Origin of the sequence: Streptomyces sp. XY006 (genome assembly GCF_002237655.1) — a bacterium.
GTDB lineage: Bacteria > Actinomycetota > Actinomycetes > Streptomycetales > Streptomycetaceae > Streptomyces > Streptomyces levis.
In genome coordinates, this window is sequence record NZ_NOKT01000063.1 from 1 (window position 1) to 6516 (window position 6516).

Annotated in this window: 4 protein-coding genes and 1 pseudogene; 4 read left to right on the forward strand and 1 reads right to left on the reverse strand. The window is 67.7% G+C overall.

Going from position 1 to position 6516, the window contains the following annotated elements; all coding sequences use genetic code 11:
- Positions 1–729 precede the first annotated feature (729 nt).
- From CHR28_RS36985 to CHR28_RS37000, 4 genes are all read left to right on the forward strand, one after another.
- Positions 730–1851, forward strand: coding sequence for an SGNH/GDSL hydrolase family protein (locus CHR28_RS36985; RefSeq protein WP_094058113.1), 1122 nt, complete (start codon positions 730–732; stop codon positions 1849–1851).
- Positions 1852–1859: 8 nt separating this feature from the next.
- Positions 1860–2333: a hypothetical protein gene (locus CHR28_RS36990; protein ID WP_143655973.1), complete on the forward strand. Its 474-nt coding sequence runs from the start codon at positions 1860–1862 to the stop codon at positions 2331–2333.
- Positions 2334–2802: 469 nt separating this feature from the next.
- Entirely contained in the window at positions 2803–5907 is a 3105-nt protein-coding gene (locus CHR28_RS36995) for a DNRLRE domain-containing protein (protein ID WP_143655975.1), read from the forward strand.
- On the forward strand, positions 5904–6350 hold the full coding sequence (locus CHR28_RS37000) for a hypothetical protein (RefSeq protein ID WP_094058116.1): 447 nt from the start codon (positions 5904–5906) through the stop codon (positions 6348–6350). The genes CHR28_RS36995 and CHR28_RS37000 overlap by 4 nt, the downstream gene beginning before the upstream one ends.
- Before the next feature lie 68 nt (positions 6351–6418).
- On the opposite strand, the pseudogene CHR28_RS38690 reads toward CHR28_RS37000, so the two are convergent.
- Positions 6419–6516: pseudogene (locus tag CHR28_RS38690) on the reverse strand (lamin tail domain-containing protein); the annotation flags it as partial.

Below are 6516 nucleotides of genomic sequence, written 5' to 3' on the forward strand. Positions count from 1 at the left end.
CTGCTGCCCGAGGAGCTGTGGACCATGGAGGAGACCCCCGCGGCCCCGGAGTCGGCGCCCGTGAGCAGCATCCGGCCGGTGCAGGGCCGCAATCCCGGGCTCGGGCGCCGGAGAAAAGGTTATGGGCTGGGCCGCCTGGTCCATGGACACCGGCTACTCCTACTCCAGCGACGGACGACAGGACTGGCCCGGCCAGTCCGGCTTCTCCTCCGCCGGCTTCCGCCCCGCCTGGTGGATTAACCCGGGCCAGCGAGACAGGGTCAAGCCACCACTGGACGCGTTCTGCAACACCACCAACAACTGCAATGCGGCCAGCCCGCCGGACTGCCCTGACGCGGCATGCTACGAGAAGTACTGGTGGCGCGGCTCCAACGTGACCTGGAAAGGCGAACTGCTCGACCGACTGCGGCAACGAGAGCATCAAGTACGTCACGCTGCGCACGGAACCCGGTTGAGGCCACCGGCTGAAGTACGGCACGCCGGAGTGCGGTGCAGCCCCGGCCGGAGCGCTGATCGTGGAGTCCATCCCCGACAGCACAGACACCGGGAGACCTGCACCAGATCGGTGGCGGACACGGCGGCCACTTCTGGTACACACACCCGCGACACCGCTCACCTCGGCGGCCCCGGCGCCCGGATGACCATCGACGGCACCTGGACCCTGGGGCGCAGCGTCGAATGGGCCCGCGTCTTCGCGCACCTGCCGGACACACCCAGCAGGCCCACTACGTGATCAAGGGAGTCGCCGGCGGCGACGACCGCCACCGCTACATCAACACCCACTACAGCAAGAACACCTGGGTCGAGCTCGGCGTCTACCGCTTCACCGGTACACCACGAGTGGTGCTGACGAACACCACCGACGACGGCACCGCGGACGAAGATGTCGCCTGGGACGCGGTCGCCTTCCAGCCGCTGTCGGCCAAGCCGAAGGACATGGTCGTCGCCATGGGCGACTCCTACACCTCCGGCGAGGGCGCCGGATCCTACTCACCCGAATCCGACAGAGACCACGGAGACAGCGACTGGAACGCCTGCCGGCGCAGCCCGAACGCATGGCCCCGCAAGGTGACTCTCCCAGGCCAGACGAAGACCATCGGCGCACTCGCCGACAGCTTCGACCCGGCACTGGACTTCCAGTTCACCGCATGCTCCGGAGCCAAGACATTTCAAATGACCCAAGGTAACCCCCACGCCTGGGGCCTGGACGGAAACTTCCACGAGAAGACCCAGATCGACTCGGGGACGCTCAGTGGGGACACCACCTTGGTCATGCTGACCATCGGCGGAAACGAAGCGCGCTTCGACAACAAGATCCAGACGTGCGTCATGGAGGGCTGCCCCTCTGAGGCCTCGATGAAGGCGGACATCGACAACGCCGTGATCGAGACCCGCACCGTGCTGGAACAAATCCATGAACTCGCGCCGAACGCGACAATCTCGCTGACGGGCTACCCCCTGCTCTTCAGCCGCACTCAGGCCTGCTCAACCTTGGTCAGTGCCTCACAGCGTGTCATCCTGAACAACATGGCTGAGTACTTCGAGAGCAAGCAGCGCGAGCTCGCGCTCTCGATGAGTGCATCCAACGTCCGGTACAAGTCCCCGCAGCCGGCGTTCGAGGGCAAGCGGATCTGTGATTCACCGGAAGGCATCAACGGGGGCGTGGCAGGGCCGAACGGTGACGGCGACTTCCATCATGGCGACAAGAACACGCAGCTCTGCTGGTGGTTCACCGGGGACACCTGCCTCAGCCGTGAGAGCTACCACCCGAACCAGACCGGAACGAGCGCCTACGCACAGGCGTTCATGACGGCCGGCCCCCTGTCAGCGGCCACTCGACAGGGCCGGTGAACAGGGACATGTCCAATCACGGCACCGTGGCGCGGCAGAGCCGTGTCACGGTGCCGTCCCCAGGATGTCTCGCCGCCGTCATGGTGCCCATCCTCGCGGTCCTGATCGCGGCTGCGGTTCTCATGACCATGCACTACCGCCAGGAACGCGCAAATGAGCGGAACAAGGCAGAAGCCCTGGACCGGACAGCAGCCCTGGCCCGCTCGTACGAGCGCGACGTGGTGACAGCCCCGAACGGCTTCCCCGGCCAAGAAGCCGTGCGGGGCATCTCCGAGCGGCACGACGGCAGGCTCCTCTCTTACGCGCGGTCGGAGGACTCGCTGACCACCACCGTCCGCTTCTTCGGAGAGTACGAGGACACGAGCATGTTCGGCGTCTCGCACTCCCGGGCCTACCGCTGCTACTCCGTCGTGCTCCGGAAGGGGGCCGATGGCGTACCGCAAGCGAGGACGACTCCGCTGGAGAAGTGCGACGTCATCTGATCCAAGCGCTGCTAGGCAGACCGGATTCCCCACTCGTTGCGTTCGCTTCACGACCTCCCTCTGCAACCCCCACATCACGTGTGGTCAGCTGCGTCAGCGCTCGGACCGGTCGTACCTGTCACCCCGGCAACTGGCCGAACGGCCTGGTGGTGCTATCCCCCTGGGTGCGGAAGCGCTGGGTTCACGGTCTCGGTGCAAGCGTCTTTGCGACGCCCCGTTCAGCGACTGAGGCGGACTAGCCGGCTGGCCCCCGGGCCGGGCGCCTCGTTGTGGCGTGTCCGGGCGCATCGCACGACCGAGGGCCACCCCTCCCCTTGATCACAAATAGTCACTTTCTGCACTCTCTCTAAACGCGGTGTGACTGATCGCATAGGTCCATGACTGTTCCTTTACTTAATCCTCATGAAATGATCACGCGCCGCCTGCCTCGCAGGTGATCCACATCGAACGCACGATTAAGGGGGGATGGATGCGACGAGCAGTACGTCTCGCGTCCGTCTCGACCGCCGTTGCGCTGACGCTGTCCATACAGCTGCCGGCCACCGCGGTAGAGGAAAGACCAATCGCCGCCGCATCGAGCGGCGTTGACACCACCACCGGCCGCGCCGAGGCACCTGACCTCGCTTCGGCCCGCCTGGCCGCCGCGTTGAGGGGGAAGCGCGTCGAAGCCCTGTCCGAGCGGACGGGCACTTCCAGCACCTGGGCAAACCCGAACGGGACGCTCACCACGGAGACCGCGTCCGGACCGTTCCGGGTCAAGGAGGGTGGCCAGTGGAAGCAGCTCGACACCACCCTCGTCGACGCCGAGGAGCGGCTGGAACCCGAAGTTGCCCTGGCAGACGTCGAACTGTCCGACGGCGGGGCCGAGGACTTCGCCGCCGTCACCCGGGGGACGCAGACCTTCGGTATCGCCTGGTCCACGTCGAAGTCCCTGCCGACCCCTCGGGTCGAGGGCGACACCGCGGTCTACCACGATGTCGTTCCCGACGGTGACCTGCACGTCACCGCGCTCCCGCAGGGCTTCACCGAGTCGCTCATCCTGAACGAGCGGCCCACCAAGCCGGTGGAGCTGAGGCTCCCGATCACCCTCAAGGGCTTGAGCCTTGAGAAGGAGCGGTCGGGGCATCTGCGACTGGAGGACTCCAAGGGGGCGTTGGTCGCCAGCGCCCCGGCCCCCCGCATGTGGGGCACGGGCACGGACCCGAAGTCCGGGGACCCGACCCACTCCATGGAGATCGAGACCAGCATCGAGCAGGGGGCGGGCCGGGCGGTCTTGGTCCTCAAGCCGAGCATGGAGTTCCTTACCGATCCCGACGTCGTATACCCGGTCAACATCGACCCGACGACGACCCTGGCGGCGTCCACGGACACCTGGGTCGCCACCAACTACCCCGACTCCCAGCGCGGTTCGACCGAGCTGAAGGCCGGGACGTACGACGGCGGCACCACGAAGGCCCGGTCGTACGTGAAGTTCGACGTCTCGAAGTACGCCGGCAAGCAGATCCTGGACACCGAGTTCAGGCTGCACTCCTACTGGTCGTCGAGCTGCGCCACGACCGGGTCCGGCGTGGCCGTCCGGCGCATCACCGCGGACTGGGACCCCAGCGCGGTGACCTGGGGGAGCCAGCCCGCGACGACGGCCGACGGCGCCGTCGTGTCCAAGGCTGCGTACGGATTCAGTTCGGCGTGCCCGGCGAACTTCATGCGCTGGGACGTGGACGCGATCGTCCAAGCCTGGGCCTCGGGCCAGCCGAACCACGGCCTCCAGGTGCGCGCGGTCGACGAGGCCGACTCGCTGAGCTGGCGGCGCTTCCGCTCCGCGAACTACGTGGACGGGTCCCAGGGCCCCACCGAGCCGACCCTCGTCGTCACGTACAACACCAAGCCGAACCCGGCCTCTCCGGTGAGCCCCGCCGACGCCCTGGTCACGGCAGACACCACCCCCAGCCTCACCGGTCAGGCCACCGACCCCGACGCTGACTCCGTGCGCCTCACCTTCGAGGTGTGGAACGCGGACGCCACCGCCAAGGTCTCGAGCGGGACTTCCGCCTTCGTCCCGTCCGGCAAGCCCGGCACCTGGACAGCCGACGCGCTGGCGCCGGGGACGTACAAGTGGCGCATCGCCGTGTATGACGGCAAGCTCTGGAACGGCGGCTGGTCCGCCTGGCGCACCCTGACCGTGGACACGTCCGTGCCCGCGGCCCCCGCCGTCAGCTCCACCACCTACCCCGCCGACGGCCTGTGGCACGGCGGCGCGCAGACGCCCGGATCGTTCACAATCACCGATTCCCAGGGCAAGGCGGTGACGGCCGAGTACACCCTCGACGGTGACGCGCCGAAGACCGTGGCGCTGACGGCCGGCAAGGCGACCGTGACCCTGACCCCCTCGGTGGACGGCACGCACGTCCTGTCCGCCCGGGTCAAGAACACCGCCGGAACGTGGTCGGACCCGGCGGAGTACACCTTCCGCAGCGGCCGGATCACCGGGGCCCTCACCCCCGCCTTCATCAACCAGATCGCCGAGACCCACTTCTCCGACCTGCTGCACCCCGAGGAGGAGCAGACGGAGCCCGAGGACCGGCCCATCGACACCGAGTACCCGGAGGTCGACGACACCCCGGCGGGCTACCAGGAGCAGATCGACCCCGAGGTCGTCGAGACAGAGGAGTCCGTCCTCGCCGCCGGCGTCGTGGAACTCCCCGGCACGGCAGGCCAGGAGATCGTGGGCACAAGCGCGGACGGGACCACCCAGACCACCGTGGCCATGCCCGCGGGTGCCGCCGCGACCGCCGACCTCAGCGAGACCGGCGTCATCGTCTACCCCAACACGCAGACAGACGCGGACACCCTCGCCATCCGGACGAGTCAGAACGCCGTCGAGACGTTCCACCTGCTGCGCAGCGCGTCCGCGGCGAAGAGCTATGCGTACTCCCTCCAGCTGCGACCCGGCCAGACGGCCACGCAGGGAACGGGCAACGTCATCATCGTCTCGGACGTACTGGGCAACCTCACCTTCATCACCGCCCCGGTCGCCAAGGACGCCAAGGGCGTCGAGATCCCCGTGAAGCTCACGCTCTCGGGCAACGAGGTCACCGCCTCGCTGGCGCCGACCGCCGGCCAGGAACTCGCCTACCCAATCCTGATGGACCCGGGCTTCGGCTACGGCAGCGCCACGCCCTCCGAGAGGTCGTACTGCTTCTGGAACCCGATCGACTGCACCGCGGCCTACGACGCGGCGAACAAGGCGTTCAAGCAGGCGCAGGACTGGTACCCCGACAGGACCCTCTTCCAGGGCACGGGTGACTCCTTCCGGCACTGCTACTGGAACGCGCGGATGGAGATCCGCCTGTCCACCACGGACGCCTACGAGTTCGCGACCCGGCACGAGTCGACGTCCTCGGGCGTCGACAAGCAGATGGACCTGAAGAACAACGCGATCGGCCGGGAGATCGGCCGCAAGCGGACCGGCCAGAACAGCGCCGGGACGAAGGCGCGGGACGATTGCCGCAGCGCCCAGCGGAACGGAAAGCTGTGGATCATCAAGAGCGGCAAGCTTGTAAGGAGCAATCAGTGACCCTTTTCGTCAGGCGGGCCGGTGCCCTCATCCTCGCTCTGGAGGCCTGCTACCTGCTCCTCATGGAGGTGGCCCTTGCGGTGTTCGTGGTAGACACCTCTGAGATCGACCACACGGACGCAGGGGGGTACGGCGGCCTCGGCGGCGTCCTCTTCCTCGCCGCCGAAGGGCTGACGGTCCTGTTGCTGCTCTGGGGAGCGGCCGCGCTCGGGCTCGCCTCCTTCGCGGACAAGGGCCCCTGGTGGGCGCGTGCCGCTGGATTCGGCCTCGTGACCGTCACGCAGGTGCTCGGCGTCTGGGCGGCGACGTCCAACGCGCTGGCGCAGGATGCCGGACCGGACGTGCTGGTCAATGCGGTGATGGTGCTGTTCGCCCTCACCGCCGGCGTCGCCTGCGCCATGGGGCTGCGCAGCGCGGCGCGGAAGACGCCTCTCGAGGCCTGAGCGGTCCCCTTTTCCACGGAAGGGCCGGGGCCCGGTTCGGAAGAACCGGGCCCCGGCCCTCTTCATGTTCAGTGGAAGTTGATGTTGCCGTTGCGGTCGGGGTCGTTGTTGTGGTGGGTGTAGGTGTGGACGTCTGCGCGGCTGCCTGAGGGCTTGTGCAGGTAGA